Annotated in this window: 15 protein-coding genes; 14 read left to right on the top strand and 1 reads right to left on the bottom strand. The window is 49.3% G+C overall.

Features of this window, described 5'->3' with window-relative positions:
• The first annotated feature begins 1 nt into the window (after position 1).
• Together DXA87_RS09630 and nspC are read left to right on the top strand one after the other, a co-directional pair.
• A complete protein-coding gene (locus DXA87_RS09630) occupies positions 2-1,261 on the top strand; it encodes a saccharopine dehydrogenase family protein (RefSeq protein WP_015553675.1) in 1,260 nt (419 codons plus the stop codon).
• Positions 1,262-1,471: 210 nt separating this feature from the next.
• Positions 1,472-2,605: a carboxynorspermidine decarboxylase gene (nspC, locus tag DXA87_RS09625; protein WP_117504116.1), complete on the top strand. Its 1,134-nt coding sequence runs from the start codon at positions 1,472-1,474 to the stop codon at positions 2,603-2,605.
• A 189-nt stretch (positions 2,606-2,794) separates the two neighbouring features.
• Here the strand turns inward: nspC and DXA87_RS09620 are convergent, their stop codons facing one another.
• Positions 2,795-3,574: a type III pantothenate kinase gene (locus DXA87_RS09620; protein WP_015553673.1), complete on the bottom strand. Its 780-nt coding sequence runs from the start codon at positions 3,572-3,574 to the stop codon at positions 2,795-2,797.
• 195 nt (positions 3,575-3,769) lie between these two features.
• Between DXA87_RS09620 and coaBC the strand changes: the two genes are divergently transcribed.
• The 12 genes from coaBC (at position 3,770) to DXA87_RS09560 (ending at position 18,830) form a co-directional block, all read left to right on the top strand.
• Positions 3,770-4,963, top strand: coding sequence for a bifunctional phosphopantothenoylcysteine decarboxylase/phosphopantothenate--cysteine ligase CoaBC (gene coaBC / locus DXA87_RS09615; protein WP_117504114.1), 1,194 nt, complete (start codon positions 3,770-3,772; stop codon positions 4,961-4,963).
• A gap of 310 nt (positions 4,964-5,273) precedes the next feature.
• Positions 5,274-6,866, top strand: a complete 1,593-nt coding sequence (locus tag DXA87_RS09610; protein ID WP_021904225.1) for a peptide chain release factor 3 — start codon at positions 5,274-5,276, stop codon at positions 6,864-6,866.
• Positions 6,867-6,951: 85 nt separating this feature from the next.
• A complete protein-coding gene (locus DXA87_RS09605) occupies positions 6,952-7,401 on the top strand; it encodes a GatB/YqeY domain-containing protein (protein ID WP_117470384.1) in 450 nt (149 codons plus the stop codon).
• 202 nt (positions 7,402-7,603) lie between these two features.
• Entirely contained in the window at positions 7,604-9,007 is a 1,404-nt protein-coding gene (gene pepV, locus DXA87_RS09600; RefSeq protein WP_117504112.1) for a dipeptidase PepV, read from the top strand.
• Positions 9,008-9,240: 233 nt separating this feature from the next.
• Positions 9,241-10,911, top strand: coding sequence for an AAA family ATPase (locus DXA87_RS09595; RefSeq protein ID WP_117504110.1), 1,671 nt, complete (start codon positions 9,241-9,243; stop codon positions 10,909-10,911).
• Between the two features lie 88 nt (positions 10,912-10,999).
• On the top strand, positions 11,000-11,827 hold the full coding sequence (locus DXA87_RS09590; RefSeq protein ID WP_117504108.1) for an amidohydrolase family protein: 828 nt from the start codon (positions 11,000-11,002) through the stop codon (positions 11,825-11,827).
• Positions 11,828-12,006: 179 nt separating this feature from the next.
• Positions 12,007-12,417 carry a YlmC/YmxH family sporulation protein gene (locus DXA87_RS18715; RefSeq protein ID WP_330579528.1) on the top strand — a complete coding sequence of 137 codons (411 nt, stop codon included), beginning with the start codon at positions 12,007-12,009 and terminating at the stop codon, positions 12,415-12,417.
• A gap of 109 nt (positions 12,418-12,526) precedes the next feature.
• Positions 12,527-13,639, top strand: a complete 1,113-nt coding sequence (aguA, locus tag DXA87_RS09580) for an agmatine deiminase (protein WP_117470388.1) — start codon at positions 12,527-12,529, stop codon at positions 13,637-13,639.
• A gap of 27 nt (positions 13,640-13,666) precedes the next feature.
• Positions 13,667-14,533, top strand: coding sequence for an N-carbamoylputrescine amidase (gene aguB / locus DXA87_RS09575; RefSeq protein ID WP_117470389.1), 867 nt, complete (start codon positions 13,667-13,669; stop codon positions 14,531-14,533).
• Between the two features lie 460 nt (positions 14,534-14,993).
• Positions 14,994-16,076 (top strand): 3-isopropylmalate dehydrogenase, encoded by a 1,083-nt coding sequence (leuB, locus tag DXA87_RS09570; RefSeq protein ID WP_117470390.1) that lies wholly within the window; start codon positions 14,994-14,996, stop codon positions 16,074-16,076.
• Positions 16,077-16,542: 466 nt separating this feature from the next.
• A complete protein-coding gene (gene serC, locus DXA87_RS09565) occupies positions 16,543-17,631 on the top strand; it encodes a 3-phosphoserine/phosphohydroxythreonine transaminase (RefSeq protein WP_117504106.1) in 1,089 nt (362 codons plus the stop codon).
• 32 nt (positions 17,632-17,663) lie between these two features.
• Positions 17,664-18,830 carry a phosphoglycerate dehydrogenase gene (locus DXA87_RS09560; protein ID WP_117470392.1) on the top strand — a complete coding sequence of 389 codons (1,167 nt, stop codon included), beginning with the start codon at positions 17,664-17,666 and terminating at the stop codon, positions 18,828-18,830.
• Positions 18,831-18,900: the final 70 nt, after the last annotated feature.

Genomic DNA, 18,900 nt, shown 5'->3' with positions numbered 1-18,900 from the left:
TATGAGCAGATTAATGATCATCGGCTGCGGAGGTGTTGCGTCCGTAGCGATCCACAAGTGTTGTCAGAACAGTGATGTATTCACAGAAATTATGATCGCAAGCCGGACCGTATCCAAGTGCGATGCTTTAAAGGAGAAACTTCAGGGAACGACAAAGACGAAGATCACGACCGCGAAAGTGGATGCTGACAACGTGGACGAGCTGGTGGCTTTAATGGAAAGCTACAAGCCGGATGCAGTGTTAAACGTTGCACTCCCGTATCAGGACCTGACGATCATGGATGCATGCTTAAAGGCTGGCGTGAACTATATAGATACCGCAAACTACGAGCCGGAGGACACCGACGATCCGACATGGCGCGCGATCTATGAGAAACGCTGCAAGGAAGAGGGCTTCACCGCATACTTCGATTATTCCTGGCAGTGGGCATATCAGGAGAAATTCAAAGAGGCTGGACTTATGGCACTCTTAGGAACAGGTTTTGACCCGGGCGTCACAAGCGTCTTCTCCGCGTATGCGTTAAAGCACTATTTCGATGAGATCCACACCATCGACATCTTAGACTGCAACGGCGGCGATCACGGATACCCGTTCGCAACAAACTTCAACCCGGAGATCAACCTCCGTGAGGTATCCGCAAACGGCTCCTACTGGGAGAACGGTCACTGGGTAGAGACAAAGCCGATGGAGATCAAGCGTGAGTATAACTTCCCGCAGGTCGGCGAGAAGGACATGTACCTTTTACATCATGAGGAGATCGAATCCCTTGCAAAGAATATTCCGGGCGTAAAGCGCATCCGCTTCTTCATGACCTTCGGACAGAGCTACCTGACCCACATGAAATGCTTAGAGAACGTTGGAATGCTTTCCACCTCCCCGGTAAACTTTAACGGACAGGAGATCGTTCCGATCCAGTTCTTAAAGGCTCTTCTTCCGGATCCGGCATCCTTAGGTCCGAGAACCGTCGGAAAGACAAATATCGGCTGTATCTTTACCGGTGTGAAGGACGGAAAAGAGAAGACGATCTATATTTATAACGTATGTGACCATCAGGAGTGTTACAAAGAGGTTGGCTCCCAGGCCATCTCCTACACGACAGGCGTACCGGCTATGATCGGTTCCATGATGGTCGTTGACGGAACCTGGAAGGGCGCAGGCGTATTCAACGTCGAAGAGTTCGATCCGGATCCATATATGGAAGCACTGAACAAGTGGGGACTTCCGTGGGTTGTGGATGAGAATCCGGAGATTGTGAAATAAAAATTTGAAAATGAATGACTGTTTGGCATATTCGCGATGAATGCAGGAAAAGCGCGGAATGTGGAACAGGTTCAAGTACAGAAAACACCTCTGGCAGGAACGAGTTGTCAGGGGTGTTGCTGTATTGTGATACGGCAGTAGAAAAATGAACTTCGTTTTCTGGTAGGGCTGAAATGTGTATCAGAAACGAGTCAGTAATTGGAGAACAAGATGAAGATTAATGAATTACCAACTCCATGTTATGTAATTGATGAAAAAAAGCTTCGGAAGAATCTGGAAATTTTAAAGAAGGTCAAGGACGACACCGGCTGTAAGATCCTTCTTGCCCAGAAGGCATTCTCGAACTTCTTCGAGTACCCCCTGATCGGGCAGTATCTGGACGGAACCACAGCCAGCGGTCTTTTCGAGGCAAAGCTTGGATATGAAAAAATGGGAAAAGAAAATCACGTATTCGCTCCGGCCTTCAAGGAATCAGAGATCGGCGAGATCACCGATATCTGCGAACATCTGGTATTCAATTCCTTTTCCCAGCTTGAAAAATACGCGGACTTCTGTAAGGAAAAGGGAGTCAGCATCGGTATCCGCGTAAACCCGGGGTGTTCTACTCAGGGTGACCACGCGATCTATGATCCATGTGCGCCGGGATCCAGACTCGGCGTGACCCTGGCAAATTTCCGGGAAGATCTCGTGGAAAAGCTTGACGGGATCCACTTCCATACCCTCTGCGAGCAGAACTCGGATGATCTGGAGACGACTCTGAAGGCGGTGGAGGAAAAATTCGGAAAGTACCTGAAGCTTCCGAATATCAAATGGCTCAACATGGGCGGCGGACACCATATCACGAGAAACGATTACGACATCGACCGTTTAGAACGCTGCATTCGCCATATGCAGGAGACATATGACGTCACTGTCTATGTGGAACCTGGGGAAGCCGTGGCGTTAAATGCGGGATATCTTGTGACGGAAGTCATGGACATTGTGGATAACGGGATCAGGACACTGATCCTGGACGCTTCCGCTGCCTGCCACATGCCGGACGTGCTGGAGATGCCCTACCGCCCGCCGTTAAAAGACTCCGGCGAAGCGGACGAAAAGCAGTACACCTATCGCCTCTCCTCCATGACCTGCCTTGCGGGTGATGTGATTGGCGATTATTCCTTCGACCATGAGATCCGGATCGGTGACAGACTTTATTTCGAGGACATGGCGATCTACTCCATGGTAAAAAACAACACCTTCAACGGCATGTGCCTGCCGTACATCGCGCGAATGGATGAGAACGGGGAGTGCAGTGTGGTGAAAACCTTTGGGTATGAGGAATTTGTGAGAAGACTGGGATAAAATAGAAACATGATTATAGAAAACGGGGCTGCCGCTTGCCAAAATTGGTGCGGCAGCCCCTTCTCATTATTTTCGTTTCACAACGGCTGTTTTTCCACGAAAAGCAATCCCGATTTTTATGATCGGCCGGGGAGGACGATTCTGAATGAAAAAGCCGAATGAACATTAATTTCATTCGGCAGTGAAGCTTTACGCGTCTTTTGTTTCCGTATTCTGTCGGTAAAGGATCATCAGTCCGCGGAGCAGAAGATCCGGATCATATGTAATCTTATGCGTGCAGAGCGGTGTGATGAATCTTGCCATACCACCGGTAGCGATGAGAGTTGCCGGTTCGCCGAGCTCTGCGGTCATGCGGTCGATCAGACCGTCAAGCATTGCGGCATTGCCGAGCATGATACCGTTTCTCATACATTCGATGGTGTTCTTTCCGATTGCGCGTTTCGGAACATCGAAGCTGATCCTCGGAAGCTGGGCTGTATTGGAAACGAGGGAGTTTAAGGCAACCTTTACACCGGGGAGAATCACACCGCCGATGTAATTTCCATCGTGGTCTACAACATCGAGCGTTGTCGCGGTTCCCATGTCCGCGATGATGATCGGTCCTTTGTATTTGGCATTTGCAGCGACAGCGGCCACGATCCGGTCACCGCCGACGGTCTTAGGGTTATCCATCTTGATGTTTAAGCCTGTCTTCATTCCGGAACCGACAAGAAGCGGTTTCTTTCCAGTGATCTTCTTTACGGCGGAAGAGATCGGCGCGTTCAGTGGCGGGACAACGGATGCCATAATGGAACCTTCGATATCATTTTTCTTTACTTTATGGATCTCCAGAATATTCTTTAAAAGGATCGCGTATTCGAGACTCGTTTTCCGGTCATCGGTGGTGATGCGCTCCTCAAAATATGTTTTATTGTCGTCAAGACCTCCGACAACGATATTACTGTTTCCCATGTCGATCGCTAAAATCATTGAGAAAACTCCTTCCACAAATCTAAGTAACGTGTTATACTGTTTTTACGTGTGCAGTTGATCAAAGGTTCCGTATTTGCGGGACTTGCCAGCCGTCACTGTGAATATGAGAAACGTGTGAGACAGGTTCCTCATAATTTTAAAGTTCGAATTATCTTACCATAAATTGACTAAAATTACAACGGAGGATTCCAAATGTTAGCAGGAAAAACCGTACTTTTATGCGTGAGCGGCAGTATCGCTGCATATAAAATCGCATATCTCGCCAGCGCACTGAAAAAACTGAAGGCAGATGTCCATGTGCTTATGACCCGGAATGCGACAAATTTCATCAACCCGATTACATTCGAGACACTGACCGGAAATAAATGCCTGGTGGATACATTTGACCGGAACTTTGAATTTTCCGTTGAACATGTTTCCCTTGCGAAGGCAGCGGATGTTGTCCTCGTTGCCCCGGCTTCCGCGAATGTGATCGCGAAGCTGGCCCATGGCCTTGCGGACGATATGCTGACGACCACAGTTCTCGCCTGTACCTGCAGGAAGATCATCAGCCCGGCGATGAATACGAGAATGTTCGAGAATCCGATCACACAGGATAACTTAAAGATTTGCGAACACTACGGAATGGAAGTGATCAGTCCGGCAAGCGGATACCTCGCCTGCGGCGATACCGGAGCGGGAAAGATGCCGGAGCCGGAGGTGCTGCTCCAGTATATCTTAAAGGAAGTCCAGTACGAGAAAGACTTAAAAGGAAAGAAGATCCTCGTGACCGCAGGCCCGACGAGGGAGGCCATCGATCCGGTCCGCTATATTACAAACCACAGTACCGGAAAGATGGGATATGCCATCGCGAAGACGGCTGCTCTCCGCGGCGCTGACGTGACTCTTGTTTCCGGACCGGCAGAGGTGGAGCCGCCGATGTTCGTAAACTTTGTTCCGGTGGTCACTGCCAAAGATATGTTTGAGGCCGTGACAAGCCGCAGTGATGAGATGGACGCGGTGATCAAGGCCGCGGCTGTCGCTGACTACCGCCCGAAGTTCGTGAATACCGAGAAGACAAAGAAGAAAGACGGGGATATGGCGATCGAACTGGAGCGCACCGATGATATCTTAAAGTGGCTTGGTGAGCACAAAAAGGACAGCCAGTTTCTTTGCGGATTTTCCATGGAAACGGAACATATGCTGGAGAATTCCAGGGCAAAATTAAAGAAGAAGAATCTGGATATGATAGTGGCAAATAACTTAAAGGTTGCCGGTGCCGGTTTCGGAACGGACACGAACGTGGTGACGATGATCCGCGAGAACAGGGAGATCGAACTTCCGATCATGTCGAAGGAAGAGGTTGCAGGGGCGATCTTAGACGAGATCTTTGAAATTAAAAGATAGAAAATTCCGATCTTTACCAGAAAATAGAAGATTCGACTACTCAGGTGCCTTTACAGGTGAAAGACGCAAAGCAGGCACAGAGTGGTGAAGATTGCTATAAATATAGCGAATTTTAGGGCTTTCTTCTTGACGAAACTCTTAAATACTGGTAAAAATTAATTGGAATAAGAGTAGCAGAAAAAAAACGGCAGTCAATGAAGGACCGCGGTTCTTTTGTGCTGTCAGCAGGAAAATATTGATAAACAGTAGCTGCCTCAACACAGGGCAGTTACGTTAGACGAAACACAAGATAGATTTGGAGGAAAATTTTTTGGCTTCATTAAATGATGAAATAAAAAGACGACGGACATTCGCGATCATTTCCCACCCGGATGCCGGTAAAACGACACTGACCGAGAAATTCCTGTTATACGGAGGCGCGATCAACCTTGCCGGAACCGTAAAGGGACGCAAAGCGACAAAGCACGCAGTCTCCGACTGGATGGAGATCGAGAAGGAGAGAGGTATCTCCGTAACATCTTCCGTACTCCAGTTCAATTACGAGGGATACTGCATCAATATTCTTGATACCCCAGGACATCAGGACTTCTCCGAGGATACCTACCGTACCCTGATGGCAGCGGACTCCGCGGTCATGGTCATCGACGGATCAAAGGGTGTCGAGGCGCAGACCATCAAACTGTTCAAAGTCTGTGTGATGCGCCATATCCCGATTTTTACCTTTGTAAACAAGATGGACCGTGAGGCGAGAGACCCGTTCGAGCTCATGAGCGAGATCGAGGAGGTTCTCGGAATCCATACCTGTCCGATCAACTGGCCGATCGGATGCGGAAAGAGCTTCAAGGGCGTTTATGACCGCCAGACAAAGAAGATCACGACCTTCACGGCTGCCATGGGCGGACAGAAGGAGGTTGCCACAGAGACCTTCGACGTGGAGGGAACAGACGTGGATTCCGTTATCGGTTCCGATTTCCACGCTCAGTTGAGGGACGATATCGAGCTTCTCGACGGGGCAAGCGATGAGTTTGATCAGGAGCTTGTAAGTGCCGGAAAGCTTTCACCGGTGTTCTTCGGATCTGCTCTCACAAACTTCGGTGTTGAGACATTTCTGGAGCATTTCTTAAATATGACGACTTCTCCGCTTCCGCGAAGAACGACAGACGGCGTGATCGATCCGTTCAGACCTGATTTCTCCGCCTTCGTATTTAAGATCCAGGCGAATATGAATAAGGCGCACCGTGACCGTATCGCTTTCATGCGCATCTGTTCCGGTAAATTTGAGGCCGGAATGGAAGTAAACCATGTCCAGGGCGGCAAGAAGATCCGTCTGACCCAGCCGCAGCAGCTGATGGCTGAGAGCCGTAAGATCATTGACGAGGCTTATGCCGGAGATATCATCGGCGTTTTCGATCCGGGTATTTTCTCCATCGGTGACACGCTCTGTACGTCCAACGAGAAGTTCCAGTTTGAGGGTATCCCGACCTTCGCTCCGGAGCATTTCGCGAGAGTCCGCCAGATCGATACCATGAAGAGAAAACAGTTCTTAAAGGGTGTCAACCAGATCGCTCAGGAAGGCGCGATCCAGATCTTCCAGGAGTTCAACACCGGTATGGAGGAGATCATCGTCGGCGTTGTCGGTGTCCTGCAGTTTGAGGTCCTGACCTACCGCTTAAAGAATGAGTATAATGTAGACGTAAGACTGGAACAGCTTCCGTTTGAGTACATCCGCTGGGTTGAGAATCCGGAGGAAGTGGATGTGGCGAAGATCCAGGGCACATCCGATATGAAACGCATCTGTGACCTCAAGGGCAATCCGTTATTGTTATTCATCAACAGCTGGAGTGTCGGCATGGTCGAGGAGAGAAATCCGAACTTAAAACTCAGTGAGTTCGGAAAGAACTAATCAAGTTTACAAAATATATCATCACAGGAACATGCGGAACCAGTTGTTTCGACTGGGAATACCGCATAGACAGGAGGAATATAAGATGAGTAAGATCGATGTTGTAAGAGCAGCTATGGTCGAGGCGATGAAAGCAAAAGATAAAGAGAGAAAGGATTCCCTTTCCATGCTTCTCTCTGCGTTAAAGAACGCGCAGATCGACAAGCGTGAAGCTCCGCTCACAGAGGATGAGGAGAATGCGATCGTAAAGAAAGAGATCAAGCAGGTCAAGGAGACGATCGATACCGCTCCGGCAGACCGCGCTGATATCATCGAAGAGGCAAAGAAGAGACTGGCCGTATATCAGGAGTTCGCTCCGGCAGATATGACCGAGGACCAGATCAGGGAGACGATCGCAAAGGTTCTCGCAGAGCTTGGAATCGAAGCCCCGACAGCAAAGGACAAAGGAAAGATCATGAAGTCCTTAATGCCGCTTGTAAAGGGAAAGGCAGACGGCAAGATCGTAAATGAGATCTTAGCTGGATTCATGAAATAAGGTAAATGAACGAAACGCCTGCGAAGCAGACAATAAAGCGCGTAAGCGCGGGTTTGTGATCAGGCATGCAGCCAATAACTGGCGCACAGAATAAGTATGGTATAAGCGGGGCTGGCTTTACGATCTCGGAAACGCCCGGGATGAGACGGTCCCGCCTGTCTGTAAAATGGGTTATAACAAAAGAAATATGGAGGCGGAAATTATGTATAAAGAGAAGATCAGCCGGTATATTGACGCGCACAGGAAAGAAATGCTGGAGGACATCGGAGCTCTTTGCCGGATCAACAGTGTGAAGGGGTCTTACCGTATCGGAAAACCTTATGGGGAAGGGTGTTCCGAGGCGCTGCGTACAGCTCTGCATATTGCGGAATGTTACGGTTTTGCCATCAACAACTATGACAACTATGTTGGAACCGTTGACATGAATGACAAGGAGGCACAGCTCGATATTCTGGCACATCTGGATGTTGTTCCGGCCGGAGACGGATGGACCGTTACAGAGCCTTTTGAGACGGTAGTAAAAGACGGAAAGATCTATGGCCGCGGAACTGCGGATGATAAGGGACCGGCAATTGCTGCCCTCTACGCGATGCGTGCCGTAAATGAACTTGGAATCCCGATGAAAAAGAACGTCCGCCTGATCCTTGGCACTGATGAGGAGTGCGGAAGCTCCGATATCACCCACTACTACAGCGTGGAAAAGGAAGCTCCGATGACCTTCTCCCCAGATGCGTCCTTCCCGGTGATCAATATCGAGAAAGGCCGGATCGGAGGTAATTTTACGGCAGAGTTCGAGCCGTCTGACCGCCTTCCGAAGATGGTATCCTTCCACAGCGGAACGAAGACGAATGTGGTTCCGGGCGCGGCAGAGGCATTATTTGAGGGTCTTGACGGAGATGAGACAGAAACTCTCGCAAAGAGCATGGAAGAGGAGCTTGGAATCCGGTTCACGGTATCCTCTGAGGATGGCTGCCTGAAGATCGCTGCAGCTGGCGAAAACGGCCATGCAATGGCACCGTGGAAAGGAAAGAATGCCCTGACAGGACTCTTATCCCTGATCGAGCGTCTTCCGTTGGCGGAATGCGGACAGGTAAAGGCAGTCCGCGCGTTAAACCGCCTGATGCCGCACGGTGACTGGTACGGCGAAGCGCTTGGAATCAAGATGAGCGATGAGGAGTCCGGCGAATTGACATTGGCATTCAGCATGCTGGATATTTCCGAGAAAAGCTTAGAGGGCGAATTTGACAGCCGTTGTCCGATCTGTGCCACAAAGGAAAACACCATTGATGTGATCCGTGAAAAAATGGAAGCAGATGAAATCTCCTTTAATACGGAAGAGATGAAGCCGCCGCACCATGTACCGGCAGATTCTGATTTTGTGAAGACACTGCTCTCCGCATATGAGAAATATTCCGGAAGAAAGGGTGAGTGTATCGCCATCGGCGGCGGAACCTATGTCCACAATTTAAAGAACGGTGTTGCTTTCGGCGCTGCCCTTCCGGAGACTGAGAACCACATGCACGGCCCGGACGAGTTCGCGGTGGTTGACGAGCTCACAATGAGTGCAAAGATCTTTGCACAGGTGATTGTGGATCTTTGCTGTTAAAAGAGGTCATGATTGGGAGAAAATGAATAGATAAGCGCAGCAGAGCGCACACGGTCCGGCTTCAGAAATGGAGCCGGACCATTTTTTGTTATGGCTTATAGCAAATTACGCAGAATGAGCGGAAGCCGGAATAGCCGCAGTAAGCAGAGCTTTTTCTTGTAAAAACACGAGATTCATGGTAGCATAGAAGCAATGAAAAATCTGTGCATGGCTGCACGAAAGGAGCAGCAGAGATGAAAGAAATGAACATTCCTGTTGGAGTTTCGGATTTTGAAGAAATTCGTAAAAATGAGTATTACTATATTGATAAATCGGAATTAATAGGAGAGCTGCTCAGCAGAACGGGGATAAAAGTAACGCTTATTACCCGTCCCCGGCGCTTCGGCAAGACATTGGGCATGAGCATGCTGGAAAGCTTCTTCGACATCCGCAAGGAGAGCAGAAAACTGTTTGAGGGACTGAAAATTACAGAAAACCAGGCATTGTGCGATGCGTGGATGAACCAGTATCCGACAATTTTTGTTTCGTTTCGACAGGTAGATGGACTGGATTTCACTGGGGCATACGATATGCTCACAATGGTGATTGCAGATTTGTACAACAGACATCTCTATTTGCTTGATGGTAAAAATGCCACGGACTTCCAAAAAGCGGCGTTTGCACATCTCGCACATGGCAGCGGTTCGATAAAAGAAGTTAAGAGCAGCCTTATGCTTTTGACAACGATGATGCAAAGCTATTATGCAAAGCCTGTAATTCTTCTTATAGATGAGTATGATGTTCCCGTAGCAAAAGCGAACAACAACGGTTACTATGATGAAATGCTCGATGTTATGAAAGGCTTGATGCAGGCACTGAAGGACAATCAGGCACTTCGGTTCGCGGTTGTTACGGGGTGTCTGAAGATTGCAAAAGAGAGCATCTTTACTGGAACAAATAATTTTGTGTCGGATACGATCACAAATTCCCGTTTGAACGAGTATTTTGGTTTTGTACAGAGCGAGGTTGACCAGCTGCTGAATGACGCCGGTCTGACGGAACAGGCTGACAATATCAGGAAATGGTATGATGGCTACCATTTCGGTGATTTTGATGTTTACTGCCCGTGGGATGTTATGAATTATATGTTGGAACTGCAGCGAAATCCGAAAGCCAGACCGGTCAGCTATTGGAAAAACACCAGCGACAATGCCATCATACGTTCCTTTATTGAGTATGCAGGCGGTACGATTACAAATAAGCTTGAAACTTTGATGGCGGGCGGCTGTATTGTTCAGCGTGTAGATGAAAACCTGACCTATGATTATCTGCATTCTTCGGAAGAGAATCTTTGGAGTACACTATATCTGACGGGCTACTTAACCAAAGCGCGCAAGGGAGATTACAAGGACGAACTGCCGGATGGCATGGCTGCTCTTATGATTCCGAATGCAGAAATCAAAGAGATTTTTGAAACGACAGTTATTAAATGGTTCGATGACAGCACGAAGAAGTGGAATCGAAATGCTTTGTTTGACGCTGTATGGAACGGTGACAGTGAGAGGATTACCAAAGAAATGAATGCCCTGCTCCGGCGGACGATCAGCTACCATGACTATCGGGAAGACTTCTACCACGCTTTTCTTGCAGGTATCTTCACCGGCGCCGGATATATGGTGGATTCCAACAAGGAACACGGAGAAGGCCGGAGCGATGTGGTTATTTACGATTCTATGAATGCCCGTGTTGCAATTTTTGAGGCAAAGTATACGAAGGTTCTGGAAAATCTGGGGAGTGCGTGCGATACAGCTTTGCGGCAAATTGATGATCGAATGTACGCAAAGGAGTATGAGGAAGACTATGACCAGATTCTTTGCTACGGTATTTCGTTTTTTAAAAAGCGCTGCATGGTAAAGAAAAAGTGACTCATTGCAAATAAAAACCAAAGCCGCAGAAAAATTCAGGAACATGCTGCCGAAAGCGGTGCATGGAGGAAGAACTGGAGAAGAATAGATGAATTGCAGGATCATTGACATTCATACGCATATCTATCCGGTCGCCCTGGCGAGACGGGCCATGGAGGTCACCGGGCATGAAAATGATGATTTTAAGAAGCTTCCGATCCGGGAAAATCTGTTGGCGCGGATGCGGGAGGCGGGAGTGGATCTCTCCGTGAACCTGCCGGTGGTATCGAAACCACAGAATCAGGGGGAGGTGAACCGGTTCGCGAAGGAATCGGCAAGAAAAAATATTATCTCATTCGGCGGCCTTCACCCGGACTGTGAGAATGTGATCGAGGAGCTGGAAAAGCTGAAGGATATGGAGATGGCCGGGATCAAGTTCCATCCGCCGTTTCAGAAGGTCCATCTGGAAGATCCGAAGTATGGGGAGATGTGGAGAAAGATCAATGAGCTGGGATTCCCGGTGCTGATCCATATGGGGACGGCGAGGATCGTGCGCCCCTATGATCTCTACCCGTCGGGAATCCGAAAAATCTTAAAATCTGCCCCGGATATCCCAATTATCATGGCCCATATGGGAAGCTTCTGCATGATGAAAAATCCCAATGAGAATCTTGAAAATCTGCCGGAAAATGTATTTATCGATACGGCCATGAGCGCGGAGCTGGAGGAAGCCGGGGAGTTCGAGGAGATCGTCCGGAAATTCGGCACAAAGCGAGTGCTTTACGGCTGTGATTTTCCTTATGGAAGCCAGAAAGCCGCAATCGCGAGGATCAAGGACAGCAGCTTTTCGGACAGCGAAAAGGAAGACATGTTGTGGAGAAATGCGGCGAAGATTTTGAAGGCAGTGGGAAAACTGCCGGAGAATATTGAGTTGTAAAGCTTCAGAAAAATTACAATTAAGTGAAAATAATGCTGGATATTTATCTCAGGGACAAGAAATGGAACATAGACTATAAATAGAGAGTATGACTGGTTGACGGCAGCCTGCGCGAATAACAGGTCTGTGGTTGATGGGATACATAAAAATGTTTCGATCCGGGAGATGATGCCATGCGGATGAGCGAATTGAAGAGGCGGGAAGTGATCAACGTCTGCGACTGCAAACGTTTAGGCTTTGTGGGTGATCTGGATGTCGATCCGTGTACAGGCAGGATTCTGGCGATCATCGTGCCGGGACCGGGCTGTGTCTGCGGTTTCCTGGGACGGGAAAAAGAATTTGTGATCCCCTTTGGGGATATCTGTCAGATCGGAGACGATATTATTCTGGTCCGGGTTGAGGAGAAGAAGGAAAAGCCGCCAAAGCCCCCGAAGCCGTGTCCACCGCCGCCAAAGCCGCCGTTTTGTCCCTGCCCGCCTCCATGTGAGCCGGGAGGAAGATGTGACTGTCCGCCGCCGTGTAATATGGATTGTGGCTGCCCTCCGCCTTGTGACCAGGAAAAAGGCGGTTATATAAAAAAGTGGCGGTAAGAAACCTGGAAGTGAGAGCGGCTTCCGGGGCGAATAGCAGGAAGATGGACATGAGATAGATCAGTATAATTAGTAGTTAATGAAGATAAGTCAGGAAAGGAACTGAAGAATGAACAAACTTCACACGATACCGGCAGCGGATGGATTCCGCATGCCGGGCGAATTTGAACCTCACAGAGGCTGCATCATGATCTGGCCGAAGCGTCCGGGAAGCTGGAACTACGGCGCGAAAAAAGCGAGAGAGGCATTTAAGCGCGTGGCATGGGCCATCGCCGAGAGCGAGGAGGTCTTTATGCTGGCGGAGCCGGATGTGGAGGAGAATGCCCGCGAGATGTTATCCGGGAATCCGGGACACGGGATCCACGTGATCCGGATGGAGTCCGACGATGCCTGGGCGCGGGATGTGGCACCGACCTTTGTGGTGAACGGGGAAGGCACTGTCCGTGGCATTGACTGGGAGTTCAACGCCTGGGGTGGAACCGTGGACGGACTTTACGCCCACTGGGAGAAGGACGATCTTGTGGCGGAAAAAGTCTGTGGGGAGCTTGGCTATGACTGCTACGAGGCCCACCCCTTCGTTCTGGAAGGCGGTTCGATCCATTCTGACGGAGAGGGGACGGTTCTTGTGACGGCAGCGTGCCTCCTGAGCGGAGGAAGAAATCCGAAGCTCACAAAGGACGAGATCGAAAAGAAGCTCTGTGCTTACCTCGGGGCTAAAAAGGTGATCTGGCTGGAACATGGAATCTACAATGACGAGACGAATGAACATGTGGACAACATCTGCGCGTTCGTGCGCCCGGGCGAGGTGGTCTTAGGCTGGACCGATGATGAGAAGGATCCCCAGTATGCCATGTCGAAGAGCTGTCTGGATATTTTAGAACATGAGACGGATGCTATGGGAAGAAAAATCAAAGTCCACAAGCTTCCAATCCCAAAGACACCGATCTGTGTGACGGAGGAAGAACTCGGCGGTTATGAGTTTGAGGACGGCGAGGACACGAGAGAAGTCGGGGAACGGCTGGCGGCAAGTTATGTAAACTTCTATATCTCAAACGGCGGAGTGATCGTGCCGCAGTTTGGGGATGAGCATGATAAGACGGCGGTGGAGATCCTCGGAAAAGTGTTCCCGAAAAGAAAGATCTGCCCGATCCCGGCCCGGGATATTCTGCTCGGCGGCGGAAATATCCACTGTATCACACAGCAGATCCCGCAGGGAAGATAGGAAAGATACGATAGGAGGAAATACAAAATGCGAAAGGTAAAAGTTGCAGCGGTACAGATGCGCTGCACAGAAAATGTAAATGAAAATATCGCGAACGCAGAGAAACTCGTGAGAGAAGCGGCGATGGACGGCGCACAGATCATCCTGCTCCCGGAGCTCTTTGAGCGCCAGTATTTCTGCCAGGAGCGCCAGTACGAATACTATGAGTTTGCAAAGCCGGTGGAGGAGAACGACGCGGTAAAACACTTCGCGAAGGTGGCGGAGGAGCTCAAAGTCGTTCTTCCAATCAGCTTCTACGAGAAGGACGGAAAGCGCCTGTTCAACACTGTTGCGATCCTTGACGCAGATGGAACAAATCTTGGAATCTACCGGAAGACCCATATCCCGGATGACCACTATTATCAGGAGAAATTCTACTTCACACCGGGAGATACGGGGTTTAAGGCATTTAAGACCCGCTATGGCACCATCGGCGTGGGTATCTGCTGGGACCAGTGGTTCCCGGAGACCGCGAGATTTATGGCGGTAAAGGGCGCAGAGCTCTTATTCTACCCGACAGCCATCGGCAGCGAGCCGATCCTCTCTGTGGACAGCATGCCCCACTGGAGACGCTGCATGCAGGGCCATTCTGCGTCGAACCTGATGCCGGTGATCGCGGCAAACCGTGTGGGACTGGAAGAGGTAACGCCATGTGAGGCAAACGGAAACCAGAAATCAGCCCTGAAATTCTATGGCTCTTCCTTCATCACGGACGGTGCCGGCGAAGTGCTCCGGTCCATGGACCGCGACAGCGAGGGCGTGATCACAGCGGAGTTCGATCTGGATGAGCTGGAGCGCGAGAGATTCTCATGGGGACTCTTCCGCGATAGAAGACCGGAGATGTACCACGAGTAAGAAAAATTCTGAGAAGAAAAAGGGTTACTGTACAAGGGTAGGAATTTTCTGAACTGAAAATTCCGTACAATACAGTGGTGGTAGTGGATTTTGCCGATTCGGAATGCGAAGCATCGGCAAAATCAGTTACTGTTTGCGCAAAGCGTGAACAGTAACGAAAAAGGCACATGCCATGGAATAAACATTGGTTCCGGGTGATGTGCCTTTTATCATGAAGAGAAGCAGTGAGAGTGAACCCTGCTAAAGTATAACTGTGATTCATATAAATAATAGAAAACATATATGCCAGTAATTTCTCCAATTTGTTGAAAATTAAGAAAAATTAGAGTATGATTACAAAGAGATAATCGGACAGAAAAGGAATTAGTCCGGTACAAATATGAAAAGTAAAATACCCGAAAAATATGGAAATGACGGCAGCATTTCGTGAATTTTCAGGCGGGATATGGAGGAAAAAGACATGGAATATAGAATTGCAACGATCTCCGGTGACGGGATCGGTCCGGAAATCGTGAGAGAAGCAAAGAAAGTTTTAGATAAAACAGGTCAGAAATACGGTCATAAATTCAACTATGAAGAGGTCCTCATGGGTGGAATCTCCATCGACACCTACGGTGTGCCGCTGACAGACGAGGCGCTGGAGACCGCAAAGAAGAGTGACGCTGTTCTTCTCGGTGCAGTCGGTGGAAATGTCGGCAACTCCCGCTGGTACGATGTTGCCCCGAACTTAAGACCGGAGGCAGGACTTCTTGCGATCCGTAAAGGATTAAATCTCTTCGCAAATATCCGCCCGGCATACCTCTACAATGATCTTGCAGGCGCATGCCCGTTAAAACAGGAGATCATCGGTGACGGCTTCGACATGGTCATCGTCCGCGAGCTGACCGGAGGCCTTTACTTCGGTGAGCGCCACACAGAGACCGTAAACGGTGTTGAGCAGGCGACAGATACTCTCGTTTACAGCGAGAAGGAGATCCGCCGCGTAGCGATCAAGGCATTCGAGATCGCCATGAAGAGAAAGAAGAAAGTAACAAGTGTCGATAAGGCAAACGTTCTCGATTCCTCCAGACTCTGGAGAAAAGTTGTTGCGGAAGTCGCAAAGGACTACCCGGAAGTCACTCTTGAAAATATGCTGGTCGACAACTGCGCAATGCAGCTCGTTATGAACCCGCGCCAGTTCGATGTGATCTTAACAGAGAACATGTTTGGCGATATCTTATCCGACGAGGCGAGCATGATCACCGGTTCCATCGGTATGCTGTCCTCCGCAAGCTTAAATGAGAGCAAATTTGGTCTCTACGAGCCGAGCCATGGTTCCGCACCGGATATCGCAGGAAAAGACATCGCAAATCCGATCGCGACGATCCTCTCCGCAGCTATGATGCTCCGCTTCTCCTTCGACCTTGACAAGGAAGCAGATGCTATCGAGGATGCGGTCAGAAAGGTCCTCGCAGAGGGCTACCGTACCGTCGATATCATGGACGAGGGCAAAAAGCAGGTCGGAACCACCGAGATGGGAAATCTGATCTGTGATAGAATCTGATAAAATAAAGCAGAACGAGACTGGCAGAATACATGAGTTCATGTGTTCTGCCTTTTTTATGTAACAGGAAATTCCCTGTTACATAAAAAGGCACTAACGTGTCCAAGATGCACACTCGCGCGAAGATATAGATTGTCGCAAGCGACCGTGCGAGGCGCGAGAATGTGCCAAGGCACATTCTTTTTATAGAAATCCGGAAGAAATTGCCTACAGCAGTCATATATTTTAAAAAAAATTACCAAAAATGAAAAAAAGTTTGCATAATTCGGGGCAAATCAAAAATTTATCATTGATTTGCCCGGGCACTTGTGTTAGGATATATGTCAAATCATCCTAAGGCGTCGCGTTACACTGGTAGAGAAGAGACAGAGTAAAGTGCGGCGCCGGATCGAGAGACAAAGGCTGAATGTGTGGTCATTCTTGAAAGGACCGATCATAGAGCAATCAGAGAGAGGGGAATAAAACTATGAGCAGAGTTTACAACTTTTCCGCAGGACCGGCTGTGCTGCCGGAAGAAGTATTGAAAGAGGCAGCAGCTGAGATGCTGGATTATAACGGTACCGGAATGTCCGTTATGGAGATGAGCCACCGCTCAAAAGCGTTCGAGGAGATCATCCAGACAGCAGAGCAGGACATCCGAGACCTCTTAAAGATTCCGGATAACTACAAAGTCCTGTTTTTACAGGGCGGCGCTCACCAGCAGTTCGCTGCAGTACCGTTGAACCTGTTCAAGAACCGTGTCGGCGATTATATTATCACCGGACAGTGGGCAAAGAAAGCATGGAAGGAAGCAGAGCTTTACGGAACAGCGAATGCCATTGCATCCAGTGAGGATAAGACATTCAGCTATATTCCGGATTGCTCCGATCTTCCGGTCGATGAGAATGCCGATTACGTTTATATCTGCGAAAATAATACGATCTACGGAACAAAATTCCACACACTCCCGAATACAAAGGGAAAAACACTCGTCTCTGATGTGTCCTCCTGTTTCCTCTCTGAACCGATGGATGTATCAAAATACGGTGTGATCTATGGCGGTGTCCAGAAAAACATCGGACCGGCAGGTGTTGTTATCGTGATCATCCGTGAGGACCTGATCCGCGAGGATGTTCTTCCGGAGACACCGACGATCATGCGCTACGATGTCCAGGCGAAGGCCGGATCCCTCTACAACACTCCGCCGTGTTACGGAATCTATATCTGTGGCAAGGTCTTCAAATGGCTGAAGAAGCAGGGCGGACTGGAAGCCATGAAGGAGAAAAACGAGCGGAAGGCAAAGATCCTTTACGATTATCTGGATCAGAGCAGGCTTTTCCACGGAACTGTCCGCAAAGAGGACCGTTCCATCATGAATGTGCCATTCGTTACAGGTGATAAAGATCTGGATGCCCTGTTCGTAAAGGAGGCGGAGGCAGCCGGATTCGTGAACTTAAAAGGACACCGTACCGTCGGCGGCATGAGAGCCAGCATCTACAACGCAATGCCGGAGGAGGGTGTTGTGAAGCTTGTAGAATTTATGAAGAAATTTGAGGCGGAACACGCGGACGCGTAAGACTGCCGGATGAAAATATCAGAGGAAAAATCATGAGAAATATTTGTTGTTTAAATCAGATCTCCCACTATGGCACAGACCGCCTCACGGGAGACTATAAACTTGTAGATGATATTAAGGATGCGGAAGGAATCCTGGTCCGCAGCGCGTCTCTCCACGAGACAGAATTCCCGGCTGGACTCGAGGCCGTCGCCAGAGCCGGAGCCGGAGTCAACAATATCCCGCTCGACGAGTGTGCGAAGAAAGGCATCGTCGTATTCAATACACCGGGCGCAAATAAGAACGGTGTAAAGGAGCTTGTTCTCGCAGGCCTGTTCCTGACATCCAGAGACGTTGTCGGTGGTATCGGGTGGTGCAGGGAACATGCCGGGGAAGAGGACATTGCGAAGAAGATGGAGAAGAGCAAAAAGGCCTTTGCAGGAAACGAGATCAAGGGCAAGAAGCTCGGCGTCATCGGTCTCGGTGCGATCGGCTGTGAGGTCGCAAACGCTGCCGCGGCTCTCGGAATGGAAGTTTACGGGTATGACCCGTTTATCTCCGTCAACGCCGCATGGATGCTGTCTCGCTCCGTAAAACATATCATGGACGTGAACACGATCTACAAAGACTGTGATTACATCACTGTCCATGTGCCGCTTCTTGATTCCACGAAGGAAATGATCAACAAGGATGCTTTTGACCAGATGAAGGACGGCGTCGTGATCTTAAACTACGCGAGAGACCTGCTTGTAAATGATGATGATATGGCAGAGGCGTTAAAGTGCGGAAAGGTGAAGAAATACATCACCGACTTCCCGAACGCGAAGACTTCTGCAATGGAAGGCGTGATCGCTACACCGCATCTTGGCGCATCCACGGAGGAATCCGAGGACAACTGCGCGGTGATGGCTGCGGATGAGTTAAAGGATTACTTAGAAAATGGTAATATCAAGAACTCTGTAAACTATCCGGCGTGCGACATGGGAATCTGTCAGGTGGCAGGAAGAATCGGCCTGCTCCACGCGAATATTCCGAACATGATCGGACAGATCACGTCGATCCTGGCTGCTGAGGGAATCAATATCGCCAATATGACGAACAAGAGCCGCGACAAGTATGCGTACACGCTTCTTGATCTGGAGAATCCGGTGAAAGAGGAGGCGGTTGCCCACCTTGAAAAGATCAGCGGAATGTATAAGGTCCGTGTGATCAAGGGCTAAAAAATATAGTCGAAAAGAGAATAATACGGCTGCATAAGAAGATGGCAGCTGTGAAATGTAATTGTAATTC

This window comes from Desulfotomaculum sp. OF05-3, from assembly GCF_003435535.1.
Taxonomy (GTDB): Bacteria; Bacillota; Clostridia; order Lachnospirales; family Lachnospiraceae; genus Pilosibacter; species Pilosibacter fragilis.
Note: the sequence above shows the minus strand (reverse complement) of the source record. Positions and strands in the feature narration are given on the sequence as shown.

Bases quoted from the DNA above. Each gene is read 5' to 3' on its own strand.
- DXA87_RS09630 (WP_015553675.1), top strand. From the start codon at position 2: ATGAGCAGATTAATGATCATCGGCTGCGGAGGTGTTGCGTCCGTAGCG.
- nspC (WP_117504116.1), top strand. From the start codon at position 1,472: ATGAAGATTAATGAATTACCAACTCCATGTTATGTAATTGATGAAAAA.
- DXA87_RS09620 (WP_015553673.1), bottom strand. From the start codon at position 3,574: ATGATTTTAGCGATCGACATGGGAAACAGTAATATCGTTGTCGGAGGT.
- coaBC (WP_117504114.1), top strand. From the start codon at position 3,770: ATGTTAGCAGGAAAAACCGTACTTTTATGCGTGAGCGGCAGTATCGCT.
- DXA87_RS09605 (WP_117470384.1), top strand. From the start codon at position 6,952: ATGAGTAAGATCGATGTTGTAAGAGCAGCTATGGTCGAGGCGATGAAA.
- pepV (WP_117504112.1), top strand. From the start codon at position 7,604: ATGTATAAAGAGAAGATCAGCCGGTATATTGACGCGCACAGGAAAGAA.
- DXA87_RS09595 (WP_117504110.1), top strand. From the start codon at position 9,241: ATGAAAGAAATGAACATTCCTGTTGGAGTTTCGGATTTTGAAGAAATT.
- DXA87_RS09590 (WP_117504108.1), top strand. From the start codon at position 11,000: ATGAATTGCAGGATCATTGACATTCATACGCATATCTATCCGGTCGCC.
- DXA87_RS18715 (WP_330579528.1), top strand. From the start codon at position 12,007: ATGAGCGAATTGAAGAGGCGGGAAGTGATCAACGTCTGCGACTGCAAA.
- aguA (WP_117470388.1), top strand. From the start codon at position 12,527: ATGAACAAACTTCACACGATACCGGCAGCGGATGGATTCCGCATGCCG.
- aguB (WP_117470389.1), top strand. From the start codon at position 13,667: ATGCGAAAGGTAAAAGTTGCAGCGGTACAGATGCGCTGCACAGAAAAT.
- leuB (WP_117470390.1), top strand. From the start codon at position 14,994: ATGGAATATAGAATTGCAACGATCTCCGGTGACGGGATCGGTCCGGAA.
- serC (WP_117504106.1), top strand. From the start codon at position 16,543: ATGAGCAGAGTTTACAACTTTTCCGCAGGACCGGCTGTGCTGCCGGAA.
- DXA87_RS09560 (WP_117470392.1), top strand. From the start codon at position 17,664: ATGAGAAATATTTGTTGTTTAAATCAGATCTCCCACTATGGCACAGAC.